At 64.8% G+C, this 25,885-nt stretch carries 26 protein-coding genes; 17 read left to right on the top strand and 9 right to left on the bottom strand.

Going from position 1 to position 25,885, the window contains the following annotated elements; translation table 11 throughout:
• From exbB to SE92_RS00195, 3 genes are all read left to right on the top strand, one after another.
• A partial coding sequence (gene exbB, locus SE92_RS00185; RefSeq protein WP_063921195.1) for a tonB-system energizer ExbB occupies nt 1-781 on the top strand: 781 nt, incomplete at its 5' end.
• 3 nt (nt 782-784) lie between these two features.
• Nucleotides 785-1,240, top strand: a complete 456-nt coding sequence (gene exbD, locus SE92_RS00190; protein ID WP_063193932.1) for a TonB system transport protein ExbD — start codon at nt 785-787, stop codon at nt 1,238-1,240.
• 11 nt (nt 1,241-1,251) lie between these two features.
• Entirely contained in the window at nt 1,252-2,070 is an 819-nt protein-coding gene (locus SE92_RS00195; RefSeq protein WP_063193933.1) for a TonB family protein, read from the top strand.
• Here SE92_RS00195 and SE92_RS00200 read toward each other — a convergent pair.
• The 7 genes from SE92_RS00200 to gntR form a co-directional block, all read right to left on the bottom strand.
• Entirely contained in the window at nt 2,058-2,480 is a 423-nt protein-coding gene (locus SE92_RS00200) for a hypothetical protein (RefSeq protein ID WP_063193934.1), read from the bottom strand. The genes SE92_RS00195 and SE92_RS00200 overlap by 13 nt on opposite strands.
• A 62-nt stretch (nt 2,481-2,542) precedes the next feature.
• Nucleotides 2,543-3,223: a site-2 protease family protein gene (locus SE92_RS00205; RefSeq protein ID WP_063193935.1), complete on the bottom strand. Its 681-nt coding sequence runs from the start codon at nt 3,221-3,223 to the stop codon at nt 2,543-2,545.
• Nucleotides 3,224-3,367: 144 nt separating this feature from the next.
• Nucleotides 3,368-3,760, bottom strand: a complete 393-nt coding sequence (locus tag SE92_RS00210) for a GFA family protein (protein WP_063193936.1) — start codon at nt 3,758-3,760, stop codon at nt 3,368-3,370.
• A gap of 7 nt (nt 3,761-3,767) precedes the next feature.
• The gene (locus SE92_RS00215; RefSeq protein WP_063193937.1) at nt 3,768-4,514 is read right to left on the bottom strand and encodes an SDR family NAD(P)-dependent oxidoreductase; all 747 of its coding nucleotides are present in this window, start codon (nt 4,512-4,514) and stop codon (nt 3,768-3,770) included.
• Nucleotides 4,515-4,530: 16 nt separating this feature from the next.
• Nucleotides 4,531-5,262, bottom strand: a complete 732-nt coding sequence (locus SE92_RS00220) for an SDR family oxidoreductase (protein ID WP_063193938.1) — start codon at nt 5,260-5,262, stop codon at nt 4,531-4,533.
• 137 nt (nt 5,263-5,399) lie between these two features.
• Nucleotides 5,400-7,229: an IlvD/Edd family dehydratase gene (locus SE92_RS00225; RefSeq protein WP_063193939.1), complete on the bottom strand. Its 1,830-nt coding sequence runs from the start codon at nt 7,227-7,229 to the stop codon at nt 5,400-5,402.
• 122 nt (nt 7,230-7,351) lie between these two features.
• Complete coding sequence (gntR, locus tag SE92_RS00230) at nt 7,352-8,452, bottom strand: HTH-type transcriptional regulator GntR (RefSeq protein ID WP_063193940.1); 1,101 nt, start codon at nt 8,450-8,452, stop codon at nt 7,352-7,354.
• Nucleotides 8,453-8,654: 202 nt separating this feature from the next.
• Here gntR and SE92_RS00235 point away from each other — a divergent pair, with 202 nt between their 5' ends.
• The 14 genes from SE92_RS00235 (at nt 8,655) to SE92_RS00300 (ending at nt 21,723) form a co-directional block, all read left to right on the top strand.
• The gene (locus SE92_RS00235) at nt 8,655-9,722 is read left to right on the top strand and encodes an ABC transporter ATP-binding protein (RefSeq protein ID WP_063193941.1); all 1,068 of its coding nucleotides are present in this window, start codon (nt 8,655-8,657) and stop codon (nt 9,720-9,722) included.
• Between the two features lie 47 nt (nt 9,723-9,769).
• On the top strand, nt 9,770-11,089 hold the full coding sequence (locus SE92_RS00240) for an ABC transporter substrate-binding protein (RefSeq protein WP_063193942.1): 1,320 nt from the start codon (nt 9,770-9,772) through the stop codon (nt 11,087-11,089).
• A 64-nt stretch (nt 11,090-11,153) separates the two neighbouring features.
• Nucleotides 11,154-12,107, top strand: a complete 954-nt coding sequence (locus tag SE92_RS00245) for a carbohydrate ABC transporter permease (RefSeq protein WP_063193943.1) — start codon at nt 11,154-11,156, stop codon at nt 12,105-12,107.
• Nucleotides 12,108-12,188: 81 nt separating this feature from the next.
• The gene (locus SE92_RS00250; protein WP_063193944.1) at nt 12,189-13,112 is read left to right on the top strand and encodes a carbohydrate ABC transporter permease; all 924 of its coding nucleotides are present in this window, start codon (nt 12,189-12,191) and stop codon (nt 13,110-13,112) included.
• A gap of 65 nt (nt 13,113-13,177) precedes the next feature.
• Nucleotides 13,178-14,164, top strand: a complete 987-nt coding sequence (denD, locus tag SE92_RS00255) for a D-erythronate dehydrogenase (protein ID WP_063193945.1) — start codon at nt 13,178-13,180, stop codon at nt 14,162-14,164.
• Nucleotides 14,165-14,188: 24 nt separating this feature from the next.
• Nucleotides 14,189-15,157, top strand: coding sequence for a sugar kinase (locus tag SE92_RS00260; protein WP_063193946.1), 969 nt, complete (start codon nt 14,189-14,191; stop codon nt 15,155-15,157).
• A gap of 25 nt (nt 15,158-15,182) precedes the next feature.
• On the top strand, nt 15,183-15,833 hold the full coding sequence (gene eda / locus SE92_RS00265; RefSeq protein ID WP_063193947.1) for a bifunctional 4-hydroxy-2-oxoglutarate aldolase/2-dehydro-3-deoxy-phosphogluconate aldolase: 651 nt from the start codon (nt 15,183-15,185) through the stop codon (nt 15,831-15,833).
• A gap of 59 nt (nt 15,834-15,892) precedes the next feature.
• On the top strand, nt 15,893-17,062 hold the full coding sequence (locus SE92_RS00270) for an acetyl-CoA acetyltransferase (RefSeq protein WP_063203260.1): 1,170 nt from the start codon (nt 15,893-15,895) through the stop codon (nt 17,060-17,062).
• Nucleotides 17,063-17,239: 177 nt separating this feature from the next.
• The gene (locus SE92_RS00275) at nt 17,240-17,446 is read left to right on the top strand and encodes a hypothetical protein (protein WP_035674530.1); all 207 of its coding nucleotides are present in this window, start codon (nt 17,240-17,242) and stop codon (nt 17,444-17,446) included.
• A gap of 126 nt (nt 17,447-17,572) precedes the next feature.
• Nucleotides 17,573-18,781, top strand: a complete 1,209-nt coding sequence (locus SE92_RS00280) for a CaiB/BaiF CoA transferase family protein (protein ID WP_063193948.1) — start codon at nt 17,573-17,575, stop codon at nt 18,779-18,781.
• Nucleotides 18,778-19,914: a thiolase family protein gene (locus tag SE92_RS00285; protein ID WP_063193949.1), complete on the top strand. Its 1,137-nt coding sequence runs from the start codon at nt 18,778-18,780 to the stop codon at nt 19,912-19,914. Before SE92_RS00280 ends, SE92_RS00285 begins: the two co-directional genes overlap by 4 nt.
• Nucleotides 19,911-20,270 carry a Zn-ribbon domain-containing OB-fold protein gene (locus tag SE92_RS00290; RefSeq protein ID WP_063193950.1) on the top strand — a complete coding sequence of 120 codons (360 nt, stop codon included), beginning with the start codon at nt 19,911-19,913 and terminating at the stop codon, nt 20,268-20,270. Before SE92_RS00285 ends, SE92_RS00290 begins: the two co-directional genes overlap by 4 nt.
• 594 nt (nt 20,271-20,864) lie before the next feature.
• Nucleotides 20,865-21,392: a carboxymuconolactone decarboxylase family protein gene (locus tag SE92_RS00295; RefSeq protein ID WP_063193951.1), complete on the top strand. Its 528-nt coding sequence runs from the start codon at nt 20,865-20,867 to the stop codon at nt 21,390-21,392.
• Nucleotides 21,393-21,420: 28 nt separating this feature from the next.
• Nucleotides 21,421-21,723, top strand: coding sequence for a nucleoside triphosphate pyrophosphohydrolase family protein (locus SE92_RS00300; protein WP_063203261.1), 303 nt, complete (start codon nt 21,421-21,423; stop codon nt 21,721-21,723).
• Between the two features lie 55 nt (nt 21,724-21,778).
• Here the strand turns inward: SE92_RS00300 and glsA are convergent, their stop codons facing one another.
• Nucleotides 21,779-23,626: a glutaminase A gene (gene glsA / locus SE92_RS00305; RefSeq protein ID WP_063193952.1), complete on the bottom strand. Its 1,848-nt coding sequence runs from the start codon at nt 23,624-23,626 to the stop codon at nt 21,779-21,781.
• Between the two features lie 21 nt (nt 23,627-23,647).
• A complete protein-coding gene (locus SE92_RS00310) occupies nt 23,648-25,723 on the bottom strand; it encodes a TRAP transporter permease (protein ID WP_063203262.1) in 2,076 nt (691 codons plus the stop codon).
• Nucleotides 25,724-25,885: the final 162 nt, after the last annotated feature.

The raw sequence follows: 25,885 nt of genomic DNA on the forward strand, positions 1-25,885 counted from the left end.
GGCGCCTTCGGCTTCCACGGCGACCGCTCCGGCGGCGACCGCCGTGTCGACGACCGCGAAGCCCGACGGGGCGGCCGCCGTAGCGCCGGCGATGAAGGAATTGTCGCCCTGGGTGATGTTCATGTCGGCGGACGTCATCGTGAAGGCGGTGATGATCGGGCTCGCCTTCGCATCGCTGATGACCTGGACCGTCTTCATCGCCAAATCGATCGAACTGTCGGTCGCCTCCGCCAAGCTTCGTTCGGCGTTGAAGAAGATTTCGGAGACGCGCTCGCTCGCCGAAGCGCAGATGGCGCTCGGAGCCAAGGAGGGGATTCTGCCGTCCTTCCTGGCGGCGGCCCTGCGCGAGGCGCGGATGTCGGCCGGCCTGTCCAGCGATGCCGGCATCAAGGAGCGCGCGGCCTCCAGCTTTTCCGAGATCGTGCGCGCCGAGGCGCGGCGCATCCGCATCGGCATGGGCGTGCTCGCGACCATCGGCTCGACCTCGCCCTTCGTCGGCCTGTTCGGCACGGTCTGGGGCATCATGAACAGCTTCATCGGCATCTCGAAGTCGCAGACCACGAACCTCGCCGTGGTCGCGCCCGGCATCGCCGAGGCGCTGCTCGCCACCGCGATCGGTCTCGTCGCCGCGATCCCCGCCGTCATCATCTACAACCACTTCTCACGCGTGACGAAGGGCTATCTCGAGCTCGTCAGCCGCGCCTCGGGCGCCGCGGCGCGGCTGCTCTCGCGTGATCTCGACCGCAGCCACGGCAGCGTGCATTCGCGCGCTGCGGAGTGAACCATGGCCGTCTCGCTCACAGACAACGACGACGACGACGATTTCTCGGAAACGCATGACATCAACGTCACGCCGTTCATCGACGTCATCCTGGTGCTGCTGATCATCTTCATGGTCGCAGCTCCGCTCTCCACGGTCGATCTGCCGATCGACCTGCCGACGTCCAGCGCGACGCCGCAGAAGAAGCCGGACAAGCCGACCTATCTCAGCATCAAGCCCGATCTGACGCTCGCGATCGGAGAAAACCCGGTCCACCGGGCCGAGTTGATCGGGACGCTCGACGGCCTGTCGGATATGAGCAAGGACAAATACATCTTCCTGCGCGCCGACAAGTCGGTACCGTATGGGGAGTTGATGGGCATCATGGAGCTCTTGCGTTCAGGCGGCTATACGCGAGTGAAACTGGTGGCGCTGGAAGGCGCTCCGGGCGCGCCTGCGGCAGGCGCCGCTCAGCCTTGAGAAGGCCCGCTATGTCGGACGAACTCAGACCATCCCGGAAGCTCTGGATCCTGGCCGCGGTGGCGGCGCTCGGGCTTCATCTGGGCGGGGCCGCTCTCGCGCTGGCGCATCTGCGCGCCGATGATGACGGCGATGGTCTTGGCGCAGCCGGCGCGGAGTTCGCGGTGGAGATGACGTCGCCGCCGGTTCAAGAGTCCAATCTGCCCGTCGCGCCGTCGGAATCGGACGAGTCGGAAGAGCGCCCGGCACTGCCTGAGCAAAAGACCGAGACGAAGGAGACGGACCTTCCTCAGGATCGGCCGCAACAGGTCGAGGATGCCGATCGTATCGTCACCGAAAACAAGCCGAAGAAGGAGCAGGACGACGATCCGAAGGTCGCCGCGATCGAAACGCCGGCCATGGAGGCATCCCAGAAATCGGTTGCGGCGGATCGGCAGACTTTCGAAGACGCAACGCGCGAGGGCGAGAAAGCCATGGCGCCGGTGCTCGGCATCGGCAAGGACCTGCTGAAGCTAACGGCCGATTGGAACCGCAAGGTCAGCGCGCATCTGGCTGCGCACAAGGTCAATCCGGAGGGCAAGGAGCCCAAGGACCAGACCGCAAAGGTGAGCTTTGCCCTCAACCGGCGAGGGAACGTGGTTTCGGTCGATGTCGTGGAATCCTCCGGAGACGCGGCCTACGATGCCGCCGCGATCGCCATGGTCCACAAATCCGATCCTTTCCCGATACCGCCGACCGAGCTGACCGAGGACCGGTTCGAACGCACCGTCGAGATCAAGTTCAAGCCGCGGGACGAGAAGAAAAAGAAGAAGACGGCTCAGCGCCAGTAGAGCCGGATGCCGACATAGACCACGACCAAACAGGCGAAGATCAGCGCCACCGGCAGCGGCCGTTTCTGGGCACCGGCGGCCGTGCCACCCCCGAAAAAGCTGGTGGTCTTCGGCTTCGGCGCCGGGCGGCGGAAGGCGGTAACATTGTCCGCTGCCGGCTCGGCCGCGCGCGGGCGGACGTCGGGCGGCGTTCCTGCCCCGCCCATCTCGGCATAATAGGCCTTGTAGATCGCGCCGATGGTCGCCTCGGTGGCGTCACCCTCGCTCATCTGCGCCAGCAGGTTCTGGTAGCTCGCCAGGAACTCCTGCGCCTCCGGCGGCAGCGCGGACGATCCGTTGAGCTTGGCCATCATTTTCCAGGTGGCAAAATCGGCGCGGGCGCGGGTGTCCGCGCGTCGCGCGATCAGCATATCGGCAGCTTTGACCAAGTCGGCCTCTGGCCCTTCGGCTTGTGTTCGGTGGCGCTGTTCAACTACGCATTGCCGGTCAGGAAGAGAACAGCCTGAATCACATAACCGGTCAACGTTCGCAGTATTGCTGAAATAACATCAAGATTTAGACCGAACCTGGAACCTGCAAGCGGTAGCAGGATCAGGAGCGCGATCAGGATCAGCATCCCGAACGGCTCGAGCCGGGCCAGCGCCGAGGCGAGGGGCCGGGGCAACAGCCCGACCGCGACGCGCCCGCCGTCGAGCGGCGGAATCGGCATCATGTTGAAGACGGCCAGGATGGCGTTGATGATCAGCGCATTCTTGAGGTTGTCGGCCACCCATTTCGCCGCGCTGGCAGGGACCAAAGGCAGCGCATGGAAGGCGAGGGCCGCGGCCAGCGCCAGCAGGATATTGGTGGCGGGCCCGGCCAGCGCCACCCAGACCATGCCGAGCCTGGGGTTGTTGAGCTTGCGGAAATTCACCGGCACCGGCTTGGCGTAGCCGAACAGGAACGGCGATTGCGCGAACAGCAGCATCGCCGGCAGGATCAGCGTGCCGAACGGATCGATGTGCCTGATGGGGTTGAAGCTGACCCGGCCGAGCTGCGCAGCCGTGTTGTCCCCGAGCCGGTCCGCGACGAAAGCGTGCGCGGCCTCGTGGAAGGTGATCGCGAGCACGAGGGGGAGCACCCACACCGAGAGATCATAAAGCGAAATGTTCACGGCTCGTCCGTCCTGGTTTGCCTGCGGCCTTGCAGCCGTCCCAGCCAACCGGCGGTGCAGCAACGCTTCGGCTCAACATAGGATGGCCGGTCGCGAAATGCCAATTGGCGGGCCCAGCGCGCCGTGACCGCCCGTCGCAGGATGTCAGGCCGGGATCGTCCCCTGATATTGCACGAGGCCGTCGTCGAGCTTCAGCCAGGCCGGCTTTTCCGAGACCCAGATGTGCTCGGTCGGCGCGAAGGCGTTGCGATCGTCGAAGACCGAGAGGGACACGCCTGCGAGCGTGCCATTGCGCCGCCAGGCGAACAGCCGCGTGCCGCAGTGCTTGCAGAACACGCGGTCGATGTTCTCGGAGGACGCGTAGCGGGCGGTGTCACCCTCGACGGTCAGCGCGCGCTGGTCGAACTGCGCGCGGGCGAAGAAGGGCGAGCCCATCGCCTTCTGGCAGGTGCGGCAATGGCAGACGCGAACGTTGAGCGGCTCGCCCTCCGCCTTGAACCGCACCGCGCCGCACAGGCATCCACCTTCCCGGATCATGCTGTCCTCAATAGGTTGCGCGACCGCCCGAGATGTCGAACACCGCGCCGGTCGAGAACGCGCAGTCTTCGGATGCGAGCCAGCTCACCATCGCGGCGAGCTCTTCGACCAGCACGAAGCGCCCCTTCGGGATCTTAGACAGCATGAAGTCGATATGCTGCTGTGTCATCTGGTCGAAGATCGCGGTCTTCGCCGCCGCCGGCGTCACCGCGTTGACGAGGATGTCGTGGGCGGCGAGCTCCTTGCCGAGCGATTTCGTCAGCGCAATCAGGCCGGCCTTGGACGCCGAATAATGCGAAGCGTTCGGATTGCCTTCCTTGCCGGCGATCGAGGCGATGTTGACGATGCGCCCGTATTTCTGCTCGAGCATCACAGGCACGATGGCCTTGCAGACGATGAAGGGCCCGTCGAGGTTGATGCGCAGCACCTTGCGCCATTCATCGAGGTCCGTCTCCCAGACCGGCTTGTTGATTCCGGCGATGCCGGCATTGTTGACGAGGATGTCGATCTTGCCGAACGCCGCCAGCGTCGCATCGCGGGCCTGCTCGACGCCTGCGGTGTCGGTGACGTCGACCTTGAACACGCGGACGCTGTCGCCGATCTCCTTTGCGGTCTTCTCAGCCAGAGCCGCATCGAAATCCCAGATCGCGACCTTGGCGCCGGAGGCGACGAAGCGCTCGGTGATGGCGCGGCCAAAGCCCTGCGCGCCGCCGGTGACGACGGCGATGCGGCCGTTGAGGTCGATCTTGTTCATGCCCGCTGTCCCGGTTTCAGAGCATGTAGCCGCCGTCGACGACGAGGTCGACGCCGGTGGTGAAGGCGCTCTCGTCGCTGCCGAGATAGACCGCCATGTTGGCGATTTCCTCGGCGGTGCCGAGCCGGCCCATCTTCTGGCGGGAGATGAACATCTCCTTGCCTTGCGGGCCTTGCGCGGCGGCGCGGTCGAGCATCGAGGGCGTCTCGACGGTGCCGGGGCAGATCGAGTTGCAGCGGATGCCCTTGGTGATGAAGTCGAGCGCGACCGCACGCGACAGCAGCGACACCGCGGCCTTCGACGAGCTGTAGACGTAACGGTTGGCCGGCGGCCGAAGCGCCGCGCAGGACGAGATGTTGACGATGCTGCCGCCGCCGCCCGCGATCATGTCGGGCAGGAACGCCTTGATGGTCCGGTGCATCGACTTGACGTTGAGGTCGAACGAGAAGTCGAAATCCTCTTCCGAGCATTCCAGGATGGTGCCGTGGTGCACGAAGCCGGCCGCGTTGAGCAGGATGTCGATCTTGCCGATGCGTTTTGCGAACGCGTTGACGTCGGCGGTGTTGCGGACGTCGAGCTTGGCGACCTCGGCGATGCCTTCCTTGCTCAGAGAGGCGATGCCGGCCTCGTTGATGTCGGTGGCGATGACAGTTGCGCCTTCACGCGCGAATGCGATGGCGCAGGCGCGGCCGATGCCGGCCGCTGCAGCCGTGACGACGGCGCGTTTGCCCTTGAGGCGGTTTGCCATGTTGTTTTTCTCCTTGTGGGTTCGTCATTCCGGGGCGCGCCTCTTGGCGCGAGCCCGGAATCCATTGTGCAGCGTGTTATGAGGTTCGATGGATTCCGGGCTCGCGACTGCGTCGCGCCCCGGAATGACAGACGTTGTCAGTGATTATCCCGCGCCACGCCAAATGTGCCCGCGACGTTCTGGTAGCGCGTGGCGAGCTCCATGCAGGCGCCGGTCGATTGCTGGCCGACGGTGTTGCGATAGATCTCCTGCCACGGCGTCTGGTTCTCGGGGTGCTTGAAGCCGCCATTGGCCTTCAGCTCGGCGTGACGCTTCTTCAGCTCCTCGTCCGAGATCAGGATGTTGGCGCTGCCCTTGTTGAGGTCGACGCGCACCTTGTCGCCGGTTTTCAGGATCGCGAGGCCGCCGTTGGCGGCAGCTTCCGGCGAGGCATTGAGGATCGAGGGCGATCCGGATGTGCCCGACTGGCGGCCGTCGCCGATGCAGGGCAGGGACAGGATGCCGCGTTTGATCAGCGCCGCCGGCGGCTGCATGTTCACGACCTCGGCGCCGCCGGGATAGCCGATCGGACCGGTGCCGCGGATGAACAGCACGCAGCGCTCGTCGATGTCGAGCGCGGGATCGTCGATCCGCTCGTGATAGTCCTCCGGCCCCTCGAACACGATGGCGCGGCCCTCGAAGGCGTTGGGGTCCTTCGGATTGCTGAGATAGCGGTCGCGGAATTCCTTGGAGATGACCGAGGTCTTCATGATCGCGGAATCGAACAAATTGCCCTTCAGCACCAGGAAGCCGGCGTCCTTCACCAGCGGCTTGTCGTAGGCCCAGATCACGTCTTTGTCGGGCTTCGGCGCGTCCTTGCAGTTCTCGCCGATGCCGCGGCCGTTGACGGTGACTGCGTCCTCATGGATGCGCTTGTGCTTCATCAGCTCGCGCACCACGGCCGGCACGCCGCCGGCACGGTGGAATTCCTCGCCGAGATAGAAGCCGGCCGGCTGCATGTTGACCAGCAGCGGCACGTCGTGGCCGACCTTCTGCCAGTCCTCGATCGTGAGCTCGACGCCGATATGGCGGGCGAGCGCATTGATATGGATCGGCGCGTTGGTGGAGCCGCCGATCGCCGAATTGATCACGATGCAGTTCTCGAACGCCTTGCGGGTCAGGATGTCCGATGGCTTGAGGTCTTCCCACACCATCTCGACGGCGCGCTTGCCTGTCTCGTAGGCGATCTGGCCGCGCTCGCGATAGGGCGCGGGGATCGCCGCGCAGCCCGGCAGCGAGAAGCCGAGCGCTTCGGCAAGGCCGTTCATGGTCGAAGCGGTGCCCATGGTGTTGCAATGGCCGACCGACGGCGCGGAGGAGGCCACGATCTCCATGAACTCTTCATAGTCGATCTCGCCGGCGGCGAGCCGCTCCCGAGACTTCCAGACGATGGTGCCGGAGCCGGTGCGCTCGCCGGCATGCCAGCCGTTCAGCATCGGACCGCCCGACAGCACGATCGCGGGCAGGTTCACGGTCGCAGCCGCCATCATGCAGGCCGGCGTGGTCTTGTCGCAGCCGGTGGTGAGCACGACGCCGTCGAGCGGGTAGCCGTAGAGAATCTCGACGAGGCCGAGATAGGCGAGGTTGCGGTCGAGCGCGGCGGTCGGGCGCTTGCCGGTCTCCTGAATGGGGTGAGTCGGGAATTCCATCGCAATCCCGCCGGCCTCGCGGATGCCCTCGCGGACGCGATGGGCAAGCTCGATATGGTGGCGGTTGCAGGGCGAGAGGTCGTTACCGGTCTGGGCGATGCCGATGATCGGCTTGCCGGACTGCAACTCGGCGCGGGTCAGGCCGTAATTGAGGTAGCGCTCCATATAGAGCGCGGTCATGCCCGGATTGTGCGGGTTGTTGAACCATTCCTGCGAGCGAAGGTGGCGTCGCGCGCCGTTGCCGGCGGGCGCATGCCCATTGGTTGGTTTTTTTGTCATTGGCTTCTCCTGCAATGCAAACGCACTGGCGTCCGTCCTTGCGTGTCGGCTTGTGCGATGCCTAACGGCGCGAATGACGGATCGCTGGCCCGCTGGCGGGTCGTTTCCTCACAAATGCGATACTAGTCATGGCCACTTGGTAACGCTACCATTTTGTTCGCCGCCCCCGCGCCTGAAGCGGCTGGTCTGCTCTCCGAATGGCGCGGCGAGGAGCTTTGCCGCTCGATGACCTTGAAGCCGAGATCGAGCACCGGCTGCTCCGGCCGCCGTCCGTCGATCGCCTCGATCAGCATGGTGGCGGCCGTATTGCCCATCTCGTAGCGGTTGGTGCGCACGCTGGTGAGGGTGGGGACGGCGGACGCCATGAATTCGAGGTCGTTGAAGCCGACGATGGCGATCTGGTCGGGGACCGCGATCTCGCGGCGCCGGCATTCGAAGAGAACGCCGAGCGCAAGGTCGTCATTGGCGCAGAATACCGCGTCGAGGTCGGGCTCGCGCGCCAGCAGATCCGAGAACAGGGCGCCGCCGAGCGTCACCGAGGTCGGTGTCGCCGTGGTGACGACGAGACGCTGCTCGAACAGGCCGGCGTCCTTCATGGCGGAGACATATCCGTCCAGCCGCCGCTGCACCCTGGGATCCATGCGCGCGCCGACGAAACCGATTCTGCGGTGTCCCTGTTCGAACAGGTGCGCAACCGCTGCACGGGCTGCATCATAGTGCGAAAAGCCGATCATCATGTCGACCGGATCGGGACCGATCTCCATGATCTGCACGATCGGGCAGTCGGCGGCCTCCAGCATCGCGCGCGATTCCGTGGTCTGGTCGATGCCGGTGACGATCAGCCCGGCCGGCTTCTGCGCGAGAAACAGGCGCAGCAGCTTCTCCTCCTGGAGAATGCTGTAGCGTGTGTTGGACAATTGGATCGAATAGCGGTTGCCTTCAGACGCGTCGTAGATGCCGCGCAGCACGTCCGAGAACACGTTGTTGGTCAGAGAGGGGATCAACACACCGATGACCTCGGTGCGTTGCGAAGCCAGCGCGCGTGCCGCAAGGTTCGGGACATAGCCGAGCTCCTTGGCCGCGCTCTCGACCCGCGTTCGCTTGGCGACCGACAGAGCCTCCGGATTACGAAAGAAGCGGGACGCCGTGATCGGGCTGACGCCGGCAAGCTCGGCGACTTCGGCCAGCCGGATTTTGCCTGACTTGGTGCGTTTTCGACCCATTTGCTGCTCTTAACACAGTCAGTCCCGCAAACAAAGGAACGTTGACAGCGCTACCAGCAACGACTAACCAAAGACAAATTGCCAAAACCGCACAAACTGCCGACAATGTTGCCTGCTAAGGTCGGGCTTCGTTCGGCGAAGTCTGAAAAAACAAGACGGTCGCGGCGCTAAGAGCGTCGTGGACTTTCGAGGAGGGAGCTAGATGTCGTCTGTGCAAATCCGCGACGTGCGGAAATCGTTCGGCAATTTTGAAGTCCTGCACGGCGTGACTGTACCGATCGAGGATGGCCAGTTTGTCGTCCTGGTTGGCCCCTCCGGCTGCGGCAAGTCGACGCTTCTGCGCATGCTCGCCGGTCTCGAGAACATCACCTCCGGCACGATCTCGATCGGCGACCGCGTCGTCAACAATGTCCAGCCCAAGGAGCGGGACATTGCGATGGTGTTCCAGAACTACGCGCTCTATCCGCACATGACGGTCGCCGACAACATGGGCTTCTCGCTCAAGCTGCGCAATGCCGGCGCCGACGAGATCAACAAGCGCGTCAAGCGCGCCGCCGAGATCCTCGCGCTGGGGCCGCTGCTCGATCGCTATCCGCGCCAGCTCTCCGGCGGTCAGCGCCAGCGCGTCGCGATGGGCCGCGCCATCGTGCGCGATCCCCAGGTCTTCCTGTTCGACGAGCCGTTGTCCAACCTCGACGCCAAGCTGCGCGTTGCCATGCGCACCGAGATCAAGGAGCTGCACCAGCGGCTGAAGACGACGACCGTCTACGTCACCCACGACCAGATCGAAGCCATGACCATGGCCGACAAGATCGTCGTCATGCATGACGGCATCGTCGAGCAGATGGGCACGCCGCTCGAGCTCTACGACAAGCCCGACAACCAGTTCGTCGCCGGCTTCATCGGCTCGCCCGCGATGAACTTCCTGAAGGGCCATGTGCGCGTCAACGGCGTTGCGACCTTCGAAGGCCCCAACGGCGTCAAGCTGCCGCTCAAGACCGCGCCCGCGGCGTCCGACGGCCGTCCCGCGGTCTATGGCGTGCGCCCCGAGCATTTCACCATTGCCGATGATGGCGCGGAAGCCGAGATCGTCGTGGTCGAGCCGACCGGCTCGGAGACGCAGGTGTTCGCCAAGATCGGCGGCGAGCAGGTCGTCGCGGTCTTCCGCGAACGCCACCAGTTCAACCCGGGCGACAAGGTCCGGCTGAAGCCCGATCCGTCGCTGGTGCATTTGTTCGACGACGCGACGGGAAAACGCCTGAACGCGTAGCGTAGCTTTAAGTCATACCAATAAAAAAGCATCACAGGGAGGACACCATGCACGACTTTACCCGCCGGACTCTGCTTCAGGGCGGAACGGCACTGGCTGCAACCGGCATGCTCACCGGGCCGGCACTGTTCGATTTCGCCAAGGCCTGGGCGCAGAGCTCGCCCTGGAAGGCGGAGCCCGGCGCCAAGCTGACCGTGATGCGCTGGAAGCGCTTCGTGCCGGCGGAAGACGATGCGTTCAACGCGATGGTCGCGGCGTTCAAGGCTGCCACCGGCACCGAGATGAACGTGTTCAGCGAATCCTTCGAGGACGTGCAGCCGAAGGCCTCGGTTGCGGCCAACACCGGCTCCGGACTCGATCTCGCCTGGGGCCTGCACACGCTGCCGCAGCTGTTTCCCACCAAAGTGCTGAAGATGAATGACGTCGCCGATTATCTCGGCAAGAAATACGGCGGCTGGACCGATGCGGCCGCCAAGACCTGCATGCAGGGCAATGACTGGCTCGGCATTCCCGTCGCGACCAACGGCGGTTACATGACGTACCGCAAATCGGCGCTCGAGAAGGCGGGCTTCAAGGAATTCCCGAAGGACTTCCCCGGCTTCCTCGAGATGTGCAAGGCACTGAAGAAGAACAACACGCCGGCCGGCTTCGCGCTCGGGCATGCCTCGGGCGACGGCAATTCGTGGCTGCATTGGGTGCTGTGGGGTCACGGCGCCTACACGGTCGACCAGAACGACAAGATCATCATCAATTCGCCGGAGACGGCGAAGGCGCTGGAATATTGCAAGGCGCTCTACGACGCCTTCATCCCGGGCACGGCGTCCTGGAACGATTCCTCCAACAACAAGGCGTTCCTGGCCGGCGAGCTCTACTGCACGGCGAACGGCATCTCGATCTACGTCGCCGCCAAGACCGATGCGAGCAAGAAGGAGCTCGCCGAGGACACCTATCACGCGCTCTGGCCGGTCGGACCGGTCGGCAAGCCGACCGAGCTGCAGCTCGCGCTGCCGATCCTCGCCTTCAACTTCACCAAATATCCGAACGCGGCGAAGGCCTTCGTCGCTTTCATGCTGGAGAAGGAGAACTACGAGAAGTGGCTGGACGGCGCGCAGGGCTATCTGACGCAGACCCTGAACGCCTATGAGTCGGCGCCGATCTGGAAGGCCGATCCCAAGAACGAGGTGTTCTCGCAAGCCTCCAAGCGCACGCTGCCGGCGGCCGGCATCGGTCACGTCGGCGAGAAGGCGGCAACGGCCATCGCCGACTTCATCGTCGTCGACATGTTCGCCAACTACTGCACCGGCACCAAGGATGCGAAGGGCGCGATGGCGGAAGCCGAGCGCCAGCTGAAGCGCATCTATCGCTGAGTGTCACGGAGCGGGCGGCCGACCGGCCGCCCGCTCGTCAACATTTCGATCAGGGATATCGGGCATGGCTGATGTCGCAATTCCCCGGGCCAAGCCTCAGATGAGCGAGGACAACGTCTGGACCCGGCTCAAACACAATCGCAACTGGCTCGGCTTCTGGTTCATGGTGCCGGCCATGGCCTTCCTGATCTTTTTCCTGGCCTATCCGCTGGGGCTCGGCATCTGGCTGTCCTTCACCGACACCCGCATCGGCAGGGTCGGGCAATTCGTCGGCACCGAGAATTACGAATGGCTGTGGGACGATTCCATCTTCTGGCTGTCGGTGTTCAACACGCTACTCTACACCACCGTCGCCAGCGCGATCAAATTCGCGGTCGGGCTCTATCTCGCGCTGCTGCTGAACGAGAACATGCCGTTCAAGGCGATGCTGCGCGCGATGGTGCTGATCCCCTTCATCGTGCCGACGGTGCTCTCGGCGCTGGCGTTCTGGTGGATCTTCGACTCGCAATTCTCGATCATCTCCTGGTCGCTGAAGCATCTCGGTTTGATCAATCAAAACATCAACTTCCTCGGCGACACGACCTGGGCGCGGATCTGCGTGATCTTCGCCAATATCTGGCGCGGCGTGCCGTTCGTGGCAATCACGCTGCTCGCAGGCCTGCAGACGGTGTCGCCGTCGCTCTATGAAGCCGCAACGCTGGACGGCGCCACGCGCTGGCAGAACTTCCGGTTCATCACCTATCCGCTGCTGACGCCGATCATCGCCGTCGTGATGACCTTCTCGGTGCTGTTCACCTTCACCGACTTCCAGCTGATCTGGGCGATGACGCGCGGCGGCCCCGTCAACGCCACCCATCTGATGGCGACGCTGTCCTACCAGCGCGCGATCATCGCCGGGCAGCTCGGCGAGGGCGCGGCGATCTCGAGCGCCATGATCCCGTTCCTGCTCGCGGCGATCATGGTGTCCTGGTTCGGCCTGCAGCGTCGCAAGTGGCAACAGGGGGAGAACAATGACTGATCCCCGCACTGTTTCCGTTTCTTTTGCGCGAACGGGGCAAGCCCCGCGCGCGCTGCCGCAAATGGCAACAGGGAGAGACCAATGACCGATCTTCCTGCCGCGAAGGTGGATCTCAAGGCCGTCCTGTCGTCGCCCGCGCGCGTCGATAACAGCGAGGGCATGAGCTATCTGCAGTCGGTACCGCGCCGGCTTGTGACGCTGTACCTGCCGCTCACCATCATCGTCGTGGTCCTGCTGTTCCCGTTCTACTGGATGGCGCTGACCTCGGTGAAGCCGGACGACCAATTGCTCGATCTCGACAGGTTCAATCCGTTCTGGACCTGGAATCCGACCTTCAAGCATTTCCACAAGCTGCTGTTCGAGAGCTACTATCCGCACTGGCTCTGGAACACGATGTACGTGGCGATCTGCGCCACGATCCTTTCGATCGTCGCGTCGGTGCTGGCGGCCTACGCCATCGTGCGCTTGCGCTACAAGGGCGCCAATCTCGTCGGCGGGCTGATCTTCCTTGCCTATCTCGTGCCGCCGTCGATCCTGTTCATTCCCCTCGCCACCGTCGTGTTCCAGTACGGCCTGTTCGACTCGCCGCTGGCCTTGATCCTGACCTATCCGACCATCCTGATCCCGTTCTCGACCTGGCTCCTGATGGGCTATTTCAAGACCATCCCGTTCGAGCTCGAGGAATGCGCGCTGATCGACGGGGCGAGCCGCTGGCAGATCCTGACCAAGATCGTCCTGCCGCTCGCGATCCCCGGCCTGATCTCGGCCTTCATCTTCTGCTTCACGTTGTGCTGGAACGAGTTCATCTACGCGTTGACGTTCCTGCAGTCGACCAGCAACAAGACGGTGCCGGTGGCGATCGTCAACGAGTTCGTGGATGGTGACATCTATCGCTGGGGTTCGCTGATGGCGGGGGCCCTGGCCGGCTCTCTGCCGCTCGTCATCCTTTACGCCTTCTTCGTGGAGCATTATGTGTCCGCGATGACCGGCGCCGTGAAGGAATGATCGCAGCGCTTGCCGAGGGCGCGTCAGGAGCGGCGCGTTCCGGCCAATAAGAAGGAGTTGAGCTCTTGCACATTCTGGTTCTGGGCGCCGCCGGCATGGTCGGCCGCAAACTCTGTGAACGGCTGCTCCGTGACGGCCGGCTCGGCAAGAGCGACATCACGAAACTGACCATGCATGACGTGGTCGAGCCGAAGAGGCCGGAAAAGGCCGGTTTCCCCGTCGAGACCGTCTCGGGTGATTTCGCGGTCCCCGGCGCGGCCGAGAAGCTGATCGCCGGCCGCCCCGACGTGATCTTCCATCTCGCCGCGATCGTCTCGGGCGAAGCCGAGCTCGATTTCGACAAGGGCTACCGCATCAATCTCGACGGCACCCGGATGCTGCTCGACGCTGTCAGGCTCGTCGGCGGCGGCTACAAGCCGCGCGTGGTGTTCACGTCCTCGATCGCGGTGTTCGGCGCGCCGTTCCCGGATGCGATTGGCGATGAGTTCTTCCACACCCCGCTGCTCAGCTACGGCACCCAGAAGGCGATCGGCGAACTCCTGCTGGCCGACTATTCGCGCCGGGGCTTCCTCGACGGCATCGGCATCCGCCTGCCGACCATCTGCATCCGGCCCGGCCTGCCCAACAAGGCGGCCTCCGGCTTCTTCTCCAACATCCTGCGCGAGCCACTGGCCGGCAAGGAAGCGGTTCTTCCCGTGTCCGAGGACGTCCGCCACTGGCACGCCACGCCGCGCTCGGCGGTCGGCTTCCTGCTGCACGCCGGCACCATGGACCTCGAAAAGGTCGGCCCGCGCCGCAATCTGACCATGCCGGGCCTGTCGGCGACGGTCGGCGAGCAGATCGCCGCCCTGAAGCGCGTGGCGGGTGACAAGGTCGCCGCGCGCATCAAGCGCGAGCCCGATCCCTTCATCGTCGGCATCGTCGGCGGCTGGCCGCGCAATTTCAACGCAAAGCGGTCGCTCGAGCTCGGCTTCACCACGGCCGAGAAGACCTTCGACGACATCATCCGCATTCACATCGAAGACGAGCTCGGCGGCAATTTCGTCGCCTGATCTCCGGCAGAGCGGGTACCCGAGATGGCGAGCGTTGCTTGCATCGGCGAATGCATGGTCGAGCTCAGGCAGGCGCAAAGCGGTGCGTCTGCCGGGCAGGGTGGCGGACTTTACTCACGCGGCTTCGGCGGTGACACCCTCAACACCGCCGTCTATCTGGCGCGCCTCGAGGTCAAGGTCGACTATCTCACCGCGCTCGGCGACGATGCCCTCAGCGATGAGATGATCGCCGCCTGGAACGCGGAGAACGTCGGCACGCGGCGTGTCGTGCGGCTCGCGGGCAAGCTGCCCGGCCTCTACATGATCCAGACGGATGCGAAGGGCGAGCGCCAGTTCTTCCACTGGCGCGACAGCGCGGCGGCGCGGCAGCTGATGAGCCTGCCGGAGACCGACGAGCTGCTCAACTCGCTGATGAGCTACGACATCGTCTATCTCTCCGCGATCACGCTCTCGATCTACGATTCCGCCGGCCGCGACCGCCTGTTCGCGGCGATCAAGCGCGCGCGCCTGCTCGGCACCCGCTTCGTGTTCGACACCAATTTTCGCGCGCGGGGATGGCCGGACCGCGACGTCGCCCGCGAGGTCTTTGCCGCGGCCTTTGCCGCCGCCGACATCGTGCTCACCTCGACCGAGGATCTGCTGGCGCTCTATCCCGGCGAGAGCAACGACCAGCTGATGGCGCGCATTCCGACCCCGGAGCTGGTGTTCCGCCTCGCCGAGCCGGTCAGTCTGTTGCGCTTCCCCGGGGCGACCCACGAGGTCCGTGCCGAGCCCATGACCAACCCGGTCGTCGACACCACGGCGGCCGGAGACAGCTTTGCCGCAGCCTATATCGCGGCCCGACTCTCAGGTTCCGATCCGGTCGAGGCCGCCCAGGCCGGGCATCGCCTCGCCAGCGTCGTGATCTGCTATGCCGGCGCCATCATTCCGGGCTATGCCATGCCGCCGAAGAAGCGGCACCGGCCGGCAGCCTCTCGCCAGGCCACCAAGTAACCCGACCAAGCGAAATCGAGATCCTATGCCCACGGCTGCCCAACAGAACCATCTCGTCGCGCTGTTCAAGGCCGCGACCGTCATTCCCGTCCTCACCATCGAGCGCATCCAGGACGCCGTGCCGCTGGCGCGTGCGCTGGTCGCCGGTGGCGTCCGCACGCTGGAGGTGACGCTGCGCACCCCCGTGGCGATCGAGGCGGCGAGAGCGATGATGGCCGAGGTGCCCGAGGCCGTGATCGGCATCGGCACCATCCTCAATCCGGCCGACTTCACCCGGGTCGAGAAGCTCGGCGTCGCCTTCGGGATCAGCCCGGGCCTGACCCCGGATCTCCTCAAGGCCGCCGCCCACAGCTCCCTGCCTTTCGCGCCGGGAATCGCCACGGCATCCGAGCTGATGATGGCGCTCTCGCATGGCTTCGACGTCGCAAAATTCTTCCCGGCCGAGCAGGCCGGCGGCATCAAGGGCCTGCGCTCGCTCGGCGGTCCGTTTCCGAACGTCCGGTTCTGCCCGACCGGCGGGATCGGCGAGGCCAATGCCGCGACGTGGCTGGCCGAGCCCAATGTGGTCGCGGTCGGCGGTTCCTGGCTGTGCCCGACGGCGGAGATCCGGGCCGGGAACTGGGCCGGCATAACTGCCATCTGCCAGCGCACCCTTGGGGCGCTTAAACCCGCGTGAAGTCTTGCCGTCCCTGCGCTAAGACTTAGCTCAGGACGAGATCCCAGGGAGAGATGACCATGACCGCCAGCATCGTCGGATGGGCGCATACGCCGTTCGGCAAGTTCGACACCGAGACCGTCGAAAGCCTCGTCACCCGCGTCGCCAACGAGGCGATGGCCGATGCCGGCATTTCGGCCGGCGATGTCGACGAGATCGTGCTCGGCCATTTCAACGCCGGCTTCTCGGCGCAGGATTTTACCGCCTCGCTGGTGCTCCAGGCCGACCCGAAGCTGCGCTTCAAGCCGGCCACCCGCGTCGAGAACGCCTGCGCGACCGGTTCTGCCGCCGTGCATCAGGGCCTGCGCGCGATCGCCGCAGGCGCAGCCAAGATCGTGCTCGTCGTCGGCGTCGAGCAGATGACCCGTACCCCCAGCGCGGAGATCGGCAAGAACCTGCTCAAGGCCTCCTATCTGCCCGAGGACGGCGACACCGTCGGCGGCTTTGCCGGCGTGTTCGGCAAGATCGCCAGCTCCTACTTCCAGAAATACGGCGACCAGTCCGACGCGCTGGCGCTGATCGCGGCCAAGAACCACAAGAACGGCGTCGCCAATCCCTTCGCCCAGATGCGCAAGGACTTTGGCTTCGACTTCTGCCGCGCCGAGAGCGAGAAGAACCCTTACGTCGCCGGTCCCCTGAAGCGCACCGATTGCTCACTGGTCTCCGACGGCGCCGCGGCGCTGGTGCTGGCCGATGCCGAGACCGCCAAGACCATGGGCAAGTCGATCGGCTTCCGCGCCACCGCGCATGCCCAGGACTTCCTGCCGATGTCCAAGCGCGACATCCTGCAGTTCGAGGGCTGCACCGTTGCCTGGCAGCGCGCGCTGGAGCAGGCCGGTGTGACGCTGGGCGATCTCTCCTTCGTCGAGACCCATGACTGCTTCACGGTGGCCGAGCTGATCGAGTACGAAGCGATGGGCCTGACGCCGCGGGGGCAGGGCGCCCGCGCCATCAAGGAGGGCTGGACGCTGAAGGACGGCAAGCTGCCGGTCAATCCGTCCGGCGGCCTGAAGGCCAAGGGCCATCCGATCGGCGCCACCGGCGTCTCCATGCACGTGATGACCGCGATGCAGCTCGCAGGCCAGGCGCCCGAAGGCATGCAGCTGAAGAATGCCAAGCTCGGCGGCATCTTCAACATGGGCGGTGCCGCGGTCGCGAACTACGTCTCCGTGCTGGAGCCGCTGAAGTAAGGCTTGTCGGTGCGTAGGGTGGGTTAGCCGCAGGCGTAACCCACCTCTTTGTCTCCGCGGACACGGGGGTGGTGGACGACGCCTGCGGCTAATCCACCCTCCGACCCTTGCGTTAGATCATGGTGGGCCTGCCTCGGGCCGCCTTAATGCTCCTGATTGATTTGCAGGGAATGCAACATGAGCACTGACTACGAAGACTCGCTGTCGATGGACGCACTCAACGATCGCATCGCGATCCTCGAGGACAATATCCGCCAGCTGATCGAGCAGGCCGCGGCCGCCTCTGGCGAGCAGAACGAGTCGCGTATCGCCGACCGGATCAGCCAGCAGAACGAAGAACTCGATCGGCTGCTCAAGATCCGCGAATCCCGCCAGAAGAAATAGCGGCCGCTATCGCCGCGCGGCGCATGCGGCCATACGCCGGCCGCCCTTGTGCGCGCGGCCTCGCTGCCTTTAGCTGGCCGAAATCGCCGGGCCGCCTCCAGAGCCCCGCGCAATCGGGAGCGAACGATGGGGCCGCTGAAGGGCATCAAGGTCGTCGATATGACCACCGTGCTGATGGGGCCCTATGCGACCCAGATGCTCGGCGATTACGGGGCTGACGTCATCAAGGTGGAGTCGCTCGACGGCGACGTCACCCGCCTGATCGGCCCGATGCGTCACGCCGGCATGGGCCCGGTGTTCCTCAACACCAACCGCAGCAAGCGCTCGATCTGCCTCGACCTGAAGAAGCCTGCCGGCCGCGAGGCCGTGCTGCGGCTGCTGAAGGACGCCGACGTATTGGTCTACAACGTCCGCCCGCAGGCGATGGCGCGGCTTCAGCTCGGCTATGACGTCGTGTCCGCCATCAACCCGCGTCTCGTCTATGCCGGCGTGTTCGGCTTCGGCCAGGACGGGCCTTATGCCGCAAAGCCCGCCTATGACGATCTGATCCAGGGCGCCACCGCGCTGCCGGCTTTGATGGCTCAGACCGGCGACGGCGTGCCGCGCTACGTGCCGAATGCGCTGGTCGATCGCATCGTCGGCCTCACCGCGGTCGGCGCGATCTGCGCCAGCCTGGTGCACCGGGACCGCACCGGCCGCGGCCAGCGCGTCGACGTTCCGATGTTCGAGACCATGGCCGGCTTCGTCATGGGCGATCATATGGGCGGGCTCACCTACGAGCCGCCGCTCGACAAGGGCGGCTATGCCCGCCATCTCTCGCGCGACCGCAGGCCCTACAAGACTTCGGACGGCTATCTCAGCGTCATCGTCTACAACGACAAGCAGTGGGAGAATTTCTTCAAGGCGACGGGCCGCGACGACCTCCGCGCCGATCCGAAATTCGCGACCTTTGCGGGGCGCGCCGCCAACATCGATGTCGTCTATGCCGAGCTCGCGCGCATCTTCGAGACGCGGAGCACGGCCGAATGGATCGACCTGCTGACCAAGGCCGACGTGCCCGTGATGCCGATGCACGACCTCGGCTCGATCCTGCACGATCCGCATCTGGAGGCGACCGGCTTCTTCCCCGTGGTGACGCATCCGACGGAAGGCCCGATCCGCAGCATGAAGGTAACGGCGAGCTGGTCGGAAACCGAGGCCGAGCCGGTGCGTCTGGCGCCGCGGCTCAACGAACACGGCGCGGAGATTCTTGGTGAGATCGGCTATTCCGCCGACGAGATCGCCGCCATGGTCCGCGATGGTGTCACGCGCGCGCCGCCGGAGGAGAGAACATGAGCTTCATCACCGGCGTCGGCCTCACCTCGTTCGGCAAGCACGACGGCTCGTCCTCGCTCGACCTGATGAGCAAGGCGGCGCAAGCCGCGCTCGACGATGCGGGCCTGAAGCGGAGTGAGATCGACGGCATTCTCTGCGGCTATTCCACCGTCTCGCCCCACATCATGCTCGCCACCGTCTTCGCCGAGCACTTTGGCATCCGCCCGTCCTACGCCCACGCCGTCCAGGTCGGCGGCGCCACCGGCCTTGCGATGACGATGCTCGCCCATCATCTCGTCGAAGCCAAAGTCTGCCGCAACGTTCTCGTCGTCGCCGGCGAGAACCGCCTCACCGGGCAGAGCCGCGATGCCTCGATCCAGGCCCTGGCGCAGGTCGGCCATCCCGACTACGAGGTGCCGCTGGGGCCGACCATTCCCGCCTATTACGGCCTCGTCGCCAGCAGGTACATGCACGAGTACGGCGTCACTGAACAAGATCTCGCCGAGTTCGCCGTGCTGATGCGCGCCCACGCCTGCACTCATCCCGGCGCGCAATTCCACGATCGCATCACGGTCGCTGATGTCATGGCCTCGAAGCCCGTGGCGATGCCGCTGAAATTGCTCGATTGCTGCCCGGTGTCCGACGGCGGTGCAGCCTTCGTCATCAGCCGCGAGCGGACCGGCGAGGCGGGCGTGCGCATCCGCGGCTGCGCCCAGGCGCACACCCATCAGCATGTCACGGCAGCGCCCGCACTCAGCGAGCTCGGCGCAGAAATCTCTATCGCGCGCGCGAAGGAGGCCACCGGCATTGCGATCTCCGATGTGCGCTACGCCGCGATCTACGACAGTTTTACGATCACGCTCGCGATGCTGCTCGAAGATCTTGGCCTTGCCGGTCGCGGTGAGGCGGCGGCCCGTGTGCGATCAGGTCATTTCGGCCGCGACGGTGCGATGCCGCTGAACACCCATGGCGGCCTGCTCAGCTACGGCCATTGCGGCGTCGGCGGCGCCATGGCGCATCTGGTCGAGGCACATTTGCAGATGACGGGGCGGGCATCGACCCGCCAGGTGCGCGATGCCTCGATCGCGCTGCTGCATGGCGATGGCGGCGTGCTGTCGTCCCATGTCAGCATGTTCCTGGAGCGCGTAGCATGAGCGAACGTCTGGCCGGCTGGACCATGGGCGAACAGGCCGTCATCTTTCAGACCTGCAGCGGATGCGGGCATGTTCAGTATTTCCACCGCGCCTTCTGCGCGGCGTGCGGCGACTCGAATCCACGCGAGCAGCGCGCCAGCGGCAAGGGCACGGTGTACGCCACCTCGCTGGTCTGCCGCGCCGCCACGCCGGAGGCGCGGGCGCACGTGCCCTACAACATCGTTCTGGTCGATTGCGCCGAGGGCTTTCGCATGATGGCGCATGGCGAGGACGGTCTCGCGATCGGCGATTCGGTCATCGCGGGCTTCAAGCCGTTTGCCGGCAAGCTCGTGCCCTTCTTCGCCAAACAGAAATAGTGAGATTGGGATTGCCGTAGCCCGGATGGAGCGAAGCGTAATCCGGGGTTCTCACTTCGCTGTTGGACTTTCCCGGATTGCGCTTCGCTCCATCCGGGCTACTGGGCAGAGGAGGGATTCGTCATTCGGGGGCGGTCGTTGGACCGAGCCTGGAACGGGTATTCTGGGCCTGGCCTGTGCGAGGGCCACCCCGGAATGACGAAAGCTTCAAAACTCCAACTCAGCGCCCGTAGAACAAGATGCTGGCGATGACGAGCATGGCCGTCACCGCCAGCATATGCGCGAGCGCTCCCGAGGCCGCCCCCTTGGTGGCTTCCTTCATGCCTTTTCTCCCTAGACTTGGGCGTGACTCATCGTTGTGCGGCTAGCGCACCCGACGGCCAATTGTTTTACTCGGAACACCCCACTTCTCGAGTACTCACCGCAATGTGTCCCCACGCGGCGAATATCGACTGTCTCAGGGTCGATCAGCAATGCGGCGGCAATTTGACTCGATAATGTTGCTCCTGCGTCGTCGCGCGAATAGAGTCTGTGGGAACTTGCGCGGACGACGACAAAAAGCATCAAAAACTCAGGGAAAACTTCAGGAAAATCATGGCCCGCATCAACTACAGCGACCCGTCCAAGGCATCCGACCGCACTCGCGAAATTCTCGACAAGAACCGCAACGCCAACATCTTCCGCATGATGGCGCACTCGCCGAGCTATTTCGAGCAGTACTGCCGTCTCGGCGGCGCCATCCGCCACAAGGGCGAGCTCGATCCTGTTGTCCGCGAACTCGCGATCACCCGCACCGGCATCCTGTGCGAAGCGCCGTACGAGATCGTCGCGCACAAGCGGATCGGCAAGAATGTCGGCGTCACCGACGCGCAGAACGAGGCGCTCGAGAACTGGCAGGCGGCGACATGCTTCGACGAGGTGCAGCGCGCAGCGCTCGCCTTTACCGACGAGATCGTGAAGCTGAAGAAGCCGACGGACGCGACCTTCAAGGCGATCGCGTCGAAGCTGACGCCGGCCGCGCTGGTCGAGCTGCAGCTCTCGGTCGGCTTCTACATCATGACGTCAAAATTCCTGGAGACATTCGAGATCGACCTCCAGCCGGTCACGGAAGTGGTGGGCTGATCCAGGGCTTGGCTTGCGAGGGATGCTCATGACGATCGATGAATATGCGGTCTGGGCCGCTGGCGTTGCGAAAGTCGATGAGCATCCGTCCAACGAGCGTCTGTCCTATCTCGGCCTTGGTCTCGCCGGTGAATCCGGCGAGGTGGCCGATCACATCAAGAAGCTGCTGCGCGATGACTGGCTCGACAAGGCCGGCCTCGTCGATGAGCTCGGCGATGTCGTCTACTACTGGGCCTGCCTTTGCGCCGCGACCGGCCAGAAGCCGTCCGAGCTGCTGGAGAAGAGCGCGGCGAAGATCAAGCGGCGGCTCGGCGAGGCCGCGAGCCGCTGACACGGTAGGCGGGTCGAGGGTGTTTACCTCTCCCTCGGGAGAGGTAAAGAGCCGCTCACGTCGATGTCAGAATATCCACTCTCGCATTGGCGACGATCAGGCGGTCAGCCAGGAGCTGCGCGAGGTTGCGCATGACGCGCTCGCTGGCGCGCGGGTGCTGCTTGCGGAATCGTTCGAACTCCTTCAGCGGGACTTCAAATGCGGTCGCCGCCATGTCCGCGAACACGTCGGCCGAGCGCGTCGTCTCCAGCAGCGCCATCTCTCCGAACGCCATGCCGGCGGTCAGCGTTGCCAGCCTGACGCCGTCGGGCAGCGTGACATGCACCGCCCCGCTGCGCAGGAAGAACAGCGAGGAGGCGGGATCGCCGGTAGTGATGATCTTTGCGCCGGCTTGAAAGGTTCGGATCGTGCAGATCGAGGCGAGATCGGTCAGCTCGTCCTCGGTCATGCCCGATAGCAGCGGCTGCTCGCCGAGTTCGGTGGTCTCGTGGAAGTCGATCGAGCCGCCATAGCGGTAGACGATCTGGTCTTCGGCCCATTCGATCGCGGTGTCGAGCAAATAGAAGTCGCGGACGTTCTTCAGCTCGGCGGTCCATTCCCGCAAAGAGTCCCATTCCTTCGAGGCGCGGCTGACGCCGGACAGCACCACCGTGACATTCAGTGCGGCAAGCTCCTCGAACGCTTCGGCGACGAGCCGCGCACCGGCACGCGTGGTCGAAGTCACGCGGTGCAGGTCGAACACGACGATCTGCGGTCGCGGTCGTCCCGCGAGCCGCCGCGAGACGTAGTCGACGGCCGACAGCGACAGCGTGCCGACCAGCTCGATGACTCGCACCTCCTGCTCATGTGCGGTCAGGATCTCGCGCTCTTGCGGCCGGCGCACGCGGCGCGACGGGCTCTTGCCGATATCGTAGTCGGCGATGACGGCATTGCGGGCATCGTCGCTGCGGTTGAGCATGTGCAGGTCGTAATGCGAGGACAGCGCCTCGCAGACCTTGATGCCGCGCACGCTGTTGCCGTGCTTGTCGAGCTTCGGCGAATAGCTGCCGAGGCCGAGCCGGGCAGGGAGCGCGGCCAGGATGCCGCCGCCGACGCCGCTCTTGGCGGGGATGCCGATCCGGTAGATCCATTCGCCGGCATAATCGTACATGCCGGACGAGGTCATCACCGAGAGCGTGCGCGAGATCGCGTAAGGCGTCAGCACCTGCTCGCCGGTGACCGGATTGACGCCGCGATTGGCCAGCGTTGCCGCCATCACCGCGATGTCGCGCGCGGTGACCAGCACCGCACATTGCCGGAAATAGACGTCGAGCACGGCGGCAACATTGTCGGAGATCACCGCGTTGGTCTTGAGCAGGTAGCCGATGGCGCGGTTGCGGTCGCCGGTCTGGCTTTCGGAGGCGTAGACGGCCTCATCCAAAGCGAGATCGCGACCGGCAAAGCGGCTGAGCGCAAGCCGGATCTGCTCGAAGGCCTCCGCGCCCTTGCTGTCGTAGATCAGTCCGGTGCAGGCGATGGCGCCGGCATTGACCATCGGGTTGAACGGATGGTTTTCGGAATTGAGCCGGATCGAGTTGAAGGGATCGCCGGAGGGCTCGACGCCGATCGCGCTTTCGACCTTGCCTGCGCCCAGCAGGTCCAGCGCCAACGCGAACACGAACGGTTTCGACATCGACTGGATGGTGAAGGGCACCCTGGAGTCGCCGACTTCATAGACATGGCCGTCGAGGGTCGCGAGGCTGATGCCAAAATAGGCAGGGTCCGCCTTGCTCAGCTCGGGGATGTAATCGGCGACGTGACCTGAGGTTTCCGCCGAGAATTCGTTGATGCAATTGTCCAGAAACCGCAGCAAGGGCGGCTTCGATCGGGTCCAGGCGGCGGTGAGAGGCGAGAGGGGTGTCATCGCCTCTCTTGTGCAACGCAATCAGGGGACGCGCAACCCGTCCGGCATCACCGGCTGGCGTCGGATCAGCAGAAGCGCGATCAGAACCGTCGGCAGGAGGATCCCAAGACCGAGCAGCGTCACCTGCAGCTGCGACAGCGGCATGATCCCGCCGCCCGGTGTCGCCACCACGAAGCCGCCGATCACCAGCAGCACGCGGATCGGCCATTCCAGCGCACCCAGGCCACGCAGATTGCCGACGAAGACCTGGTAGCCCTGGATGCCCCCGCAGATGAAGAGCGTGCCGAACGCGGCAAGTCCCATCAGGCCGAGGCCGGCCAGATACGGGCTCGGCCCTTGCAGGACCAGCGCCGGATTGAGCACGAAGAAGAACGGGATGAAATAGATGATGCTGCCGACCCACATCGATTCCCACCCCGTTTTCATCGCCGGAGAGCCTGCGATGCCGGCCGCGGCGAAGGAGGCGATCGCGACCGGCGGGGTGATCGACGACAGCATGCCCCAATAGAAGATGAACATGTGCACCGCCATCTTGTTCAGCCCGAGCTTCTCCAGCGCGGGCGCGACCAGGATGGCGAGGAAGATGTAGCAGGCTGTCGTCGTCAACCCCAGGCCGAGGATGAGGCTGGTGAGCGCGCACATGGCGAGCAGCAGGAAGGGGTTGTCGCCGGCGATGTGCAGCAGGTCATTGGCAAGGCTCGATACCACGCCGGTCATCGAGAACGCCCCGATCAGGAGGCCACAGCCGGCGAGGATGCCGACGAGCTCGACGAAGGTGCGGCCGTTGACCTCGAGGAATTTTCCGATGGTCGCGGGCGTCCAGCGCGTGTCCTTGGAGAAGAACTGGTTGAGAACGAGCAGCAGCGCGGTGGCATAGAACGGCGCGTGGCTCTCGCGCTTGAAGTAGAGCAGCATCACGATCAGCAAGGCGATGACGAAGACGTAGTACCAGCCGTCCTTGATCGTATCCATGATCCGCGGCAGCTCGGCGCGCGGAATGCCCTTGAGCCCATGGCGCGCGGCGTAGGAATCGACCTGCATGAACAGGCCGATGTAGTAGAGCACGGCCGGAATGATCGCGGCGAGTGCGACGTCGGCGTAGCTCACATTGAGGAATTGAGCGATCACGAAGGCGGTGGCGCCCATCACCGGCGGCGCCAGCACCGCGCCGGTCGAGGCGCAGGCTTCGATTGCGGCCGCGTAGGAGGCGCGAAAGCCGCTCTTCTTCATGACCGGGATGGTCATGGTGCCGGCGGTCAGCACGTTGGAGATGATCGAGCCCGACATCATGCCGAGCAGGCCGCTGGCGAAGATGCAGACCTTGGCCGCGCCGCCGCGGAAAGTGCCGCACAGCGCGAAGGCGAGGTTGATGAAGAACTTTCCGGCGCCGGTCATCATCAGCGCGGTGCCGAACACCAGGAAGCCGATCACGGTGTCGGCGAAGGCCTGGATGGGAATGCCGAGCAGGCTTTCGCCCGACAGCACGTGATAGGCAGTCGCTTGCTCCAGTGTCGATTGCGTGCCGCGAAACGGCCCGAGCCAGCCGGCCTCGGCAAACAGCGGATAAACGGTGAAGGGAAGCACGCTCAAGAGCAGGCTCCAGCCGCCGGTGCGGCGCAGCGCCTCCATCAGCATCACCCACATCACGAGACCCGCGGCGATGACGTTGTTCGGCGCGCCGCCGAATTCCCAGCCGGCCTCGGCCGCCTTGCGCACGCTCGACATCAGCAGCAGCGCCGCGGCAAAGGTCGCGACGAAGAGCAACAGATCGTACCAGGGAATCCGATCGAGCGGTGCGCGCTCCGTGCCTGGGAAGATCAGGAAGGTGAAGGGCAGCATCAAGGCGATCAGGAGATAGAAATATTCGGTGTTGAGCTGGGTGTAGCCGATGAAGAAGCGCAGCGAGAATTGCTGGTTGATGCAGAGCAGGATGGTCGCGGCGGTCGCCGCAATCAGCGTCCAGCGCCAGGCGCCGCGAAGTGTGCGCACGCGCGTGACTTCCGCCTCCTGCATGTTGCCGGCGGCGCCATGCGGATCGTCGAACACGACCCGCTTGGCCTCGTCTTGCGGGACGGCGGAGGTGGAAGCAGAAGACATCATTGATCCCGAGTGTGTAGATAAATAGCCGCTGACTACGCCGAGCGGTTGTTGGTTGAAACGAACGCCGCCGCGAGCTCAACCTCTCCCGCTTGCGGGAGAGGTCGGCGCGTAGCGCCGGGTGTGGGCTCTCTCCTCTGGGGGGAGTCCCACCGTCGAGAT

This window comes from Bradyrhizobium sp. AT1, assembly GCF_001590795.1.
GTDB lineage: Bacteria > Pseudomonadota > Alphaproteobacteria > Rhizobiales > Xanthobacteraceae > Bradyrhizobium.

Bases quoted from the DNA above. Each gene is read 5' to 3' on its own strand.
- SE92_RS00235 (WP_063193941.1), top strand. From the start codon at position 8,655: ATGTCGTCTGTGCAAATCCGCGACGTGCGGAAATCGTTCGGCAATTTT.
- SE92_RS00310 (WP_063203262.1), bottom strand. From the start codon at position 25,723: ATGTCTTCTGCTTCCACCTCCGCCGTCCCGCAAGACGAGGCCAAGCGG.
- SE92_RS00275 (WP_035674530.1), top strand. From the start codon at position 17,240: ATGAGCACTGACTACGAAGACTCGCTGTCGATGGACGCACTCAACGAT.
- exbD (WP_063193932.1), top strand. From the start codon at position 785: ATGGCCGTCTCGCTCACAGACAACGACGACGACGACGATTTCTCGGAA.
- SE92_RS00295 (WP_063193951.1), top strand. From the start codon at position 20,865: ATGGCCCGCATCAACTACAGCGACCCGTCCAAGGCATCCGACCGCACT.
- SE92_RS00270 (WP_063203260.1), top strand. From the start codon at position 15,893: ATGACCGCCAGCATCGTCGGATGGGCGCATACGCCGTTCGGCAAGTTC.
- SE92_RS00240 (WP_063193942.1), top strand. From the start codon at position 9,770: ATGCACGACTTTACCCGCCGGACTCTGCTTCAGGGCGGAACGGCACTG.
- SE92_RS00250 (WP_063193944.1), top strand. From the start codon at position 12,189: ATGACCGATCTTCCTGCCGCGAAGGTGGATCTCAAGGCCGTCCTGTCG.
- eda (WP_063193947.1), top strand. From the start codon at position 15,183: ATGCCCACGGCTGCCCAACAGAACCATCTCGTCGCGCTGTTCAAGGCC.
- SE92_RS00200 (WP_063193934.1), bottom strand. From the start codon at position 2,480: ATGCTGATCGCGCGACGCGCGGACACCCGCGCCCGCGCCGATTTTGCC.
- gntR (WP_063193940.1), bottom strand. From the start codon at position 8,452: ATGGGTCGAAAACGCACCAAGTCAGGCAAAATCCGGCTGGCCGAAGTC.
- SE92_RS00215 (WP_063193937.1), bottom strand. From the start codon at position 4,514: ATGAACAAGATCGACCTCAACGGCCGCATCGCCGTCGTCACCGGCGGC.
- SE92_RS00280 (WP_063193948.1), top strand. From the start codon at position 17,573: ATGGGGCCGCTGAAGGGCATCAAGGTCGTCGATATGACCACCGTGCTG.
- SE92_RS00285 (WP_063193949.1), top strand. From the start codon at position 18,778: ATGAGCTTCATCACCGGCGTCGGCCTCACCTCGTTCGGCAAGCACGAC.
- SE92_RS00290 (WP_063193950.1), top strand. From the start codon at position 19,911: ATGAGCGAACGTCTGGCCGGCTGGACCATGGGCGAACAGGCCGTCATC.
- SE92_RS00260 (WP_063193946.1), top strand. From the start codon at position 14,189: ATGGCGAGCGTTGCTTGCATCGGCGAATGCATGGTCGAGCTCAGGCAG.
- SE92_RS00300 (WP_063203261.1), top strand. From the start codon at position 21,421: ATGACGATCGATGAATATGCGGTCTGGGCCGCTGGCGTTGCGAAAGTC.
- SE92_RS00225 (WP_063193939.1), bottom strand. From the start codon at position 7,229: ATGACAAAAAAACCAACCAATGGGCATGCGCCCGCCGGCAACGGCGCG.
- SE92_RS00195 (WP_063193933.1), top strand. From the start codon at position 1,252: ATGTCGGACGAACTCAGACCATCCCGGAAGCTCTGGATCCTGGCCGCG.
- glsA (WP_063193952.1), bottom strand. From the start codon at position 23,626: ATGACACCCCTCTCGCCTCTCACCGCCGCCTGGACCCGATCGAAGCCG.
- SE92_RS00220 (WP_063193938.1), bottom strand. From the start codon at position 5,262: ATGGCAAACCGCCTCAAGGGCAAACGCGCCGTCGTCACGGCTGCAGCG.
- SE92_RS00245 (WP_063193943.1), top strand. From the start codon at position 11,154: ATGGCTGATGTCGCAATTCCCCGGGCCAAGCCTCAGATGAGCGAGGAC.
- SE92_RS00210 (WP_063193936.1), bottom strand. From the start codon at position 3,760: ATGATCCGGGAAGGTGGATGCCTGTGCGGCGCGGTGCGGTTCAAGGCG.